The 1,638-nt window shown below is 72.2% G+C and carries 2 protein-coding genes and 1 pseudogene; 2 read left to right on the top strand and 1 reads right to left on the bottom strand.

What is annotated here, in order from left to right:
* A pseudogene (locus AC1D15_RS31105) lies at positions 1–722 on the top strand (hypothetical protein); the annotation flags it as partial.
* 3 nt (positions 723–725) lie between these two features.
* On the opposite strand, the gene AC1D15_RS31100 reads toward AC1D15_RS31105, so the two are convergent.
* On the bottom strand, positions 726–1,385 hold the full coding sequence (locus AC1D15_RS31100; protein ID WP_477829072.1) for an arylesterase: 660 nt from the start codon (positions 1,383–1,385) through the stop codon (positions 726–728).
* Between AC1D15_RS31100 and AC1D15_RS31095 the strand changes: the two genes are divergently transcribed.
* Positions 1,384–1,638, top strand: a 255-nt coding sequence (locus tag AC1D15_RS31095) for an ATP-binding cassette domain-containing protein (RefSeq protein ID WP_477829071.1), incomplete at its 3' end; no start/stop codon positions are given. The genes AC1D15_RS31100 and AC1D15_RS31095 overlap by 2 nt on opposite strands.

Below are 1,638 nucleotides of genomic sequence, written 5' to 3'. Positions count from 1 at the left end.
GCGACAACGGGCGCGACAACGGGCGCGACAACGGGCGCGACAACGGGCGCGACAACAACGGGCGCGGTGACAACAACGGCCGTGGCGAGAACAACGGCCGCGGCGATGGCGGCTGGGGCCGGCCGGAGCGGCCCGGCACGCCGGTGGCGCAGCAACCGCAACAGCAGCCGCAGCAACCTCAGCTGGGGCAGGCGCCGCAACAGCAGAGTCCGCAACCGCAGCAACAGCCCGGCTACACGCCGCGCCCGCGTCCGGGCCGTGACGTGCCCGATGCCGGCCAGCAGCCCGGCGGCAACCGCCCGCCGGTCGCGAACGCCACCCAGCCGCAGGCGCCGTCGGTGAACACGCCGGAGCGCCGTCATCCGATGCCGGTGAACCAGGAAGGCGAATCGCGGGGCCGTCCGCGGGTTGACCGCGGCGAGCGGCCTGCACCGGTCGGCGGCCAGCCGCAACTGCAGCCGCGCCCGGTGCCTCAGCAGCAGCAACCGGCGCAGCCCCAGGTGCAGCATCCGGCCGCGCCCCAGGTGCAACCGCCGCAGGCGCCGCAGCGTCCGCAACCGCAGGCACCGCAGCCGCCCCAACAGCCCCAGCAGCCGCCGCGCGTGCCCGAGGTGCGTGTGCCGCAGCAGGCGCAACCGCGCCAGGAGCAGCCGCGTGTCGAGCAGCGGCAGGAACGCCAGGACCGACCCGAGCGCCGCAACGAGCGCGAGAGCAACCGCTGAGGGTCAGCCGAGCATTGGTTTGAGGGCCGCCCAGACGTTGTTCAGCATCGTCGGGTGGGCCTTCGCGATCGGGTGGATGCGGTCGGGCTGGAACATCGTGTCGGCCTGCGGCGAATCGGCCACGCCTTTCAGCAGGAAGGGCACGAGGGCGGTGTCCTCCGTCTTCGCGACCTGGGCGAACAGCGCCGCGAAGTCGGCGCCGTACTGCCGCCCGTAATTCGGCGGCACCTGCATCCCGACCACCAGCACCTTGGCGCCGGCCTGCTTGGCGGCGCGCACCATCGCGAGCAGGTTGTCGCGCGTCATCGCGAGCGGCAGGCCGCGCAGCGCATCGTTGCCGCCGAGTTCGATCACGACGATGCCCGGCTGGTGCTGCTTCAGCAGCGCCGGCAGGCGCGAGCGGCCGCCGGAGGTGGTGTCGCCGCTGATGCTCGCGTTGACGACGGTGGCGGCGATCTTGTCGCGCACGAAGCGCTCGCCGAGCAGGGCGACCCAGCCTTCGCCGCGCTGCAGGCCGTACTCGGCCGACAGGCTGTCGCCGAGCACCAGCACGCGGCGCGGCGTGGCGGCGTGAGCCCCCGGCAGCGCGCTTGCCGTGGCAAGCAAGGTACAGTGAACCAGCAACGCGCGTCGCGTGAGCCGTCTACCTGCAGAAGCATTCATGTCCGAATCCATCATTTCCGTCGAGCGCGTCACCAAGCAGGTGCAGGACTCGACCGGTGTGCTGACCATTCTCCACGAGATCGACTTCGCGCTCGCCGCGCGGCAATCGGCGGCCATCGTCGGTGCGTCCGGCTCGGGCAAGAGCACCTTGTTGTCGATCATCGCGGGCTTGGACACGCCGAGCACCGGAACGGTTCGCCTGGCCGGCCACGATCTTTTCGCGCTCGGCGAGGACGCGCGCGCCGCGGTGCGT

The sequence above is a fragment of the Rhizobacter sp. P2_H2 genome (genome assembly GCF_056403375.1).
Note: the sequence above shows the minus strand (reverse complement) of the source record. Positions and strands in the feature narration are given on the sequence as shown.

Coding starts and splice junctions, on each gene's coding strand:
- AC1D15_RS31100 (WP_477829072.1), bottom strand. CDS start 1,385: ATGAATGCTTCTGCAGGTAGACGGCTCACGCGACGCGCGTTGCTGGTT.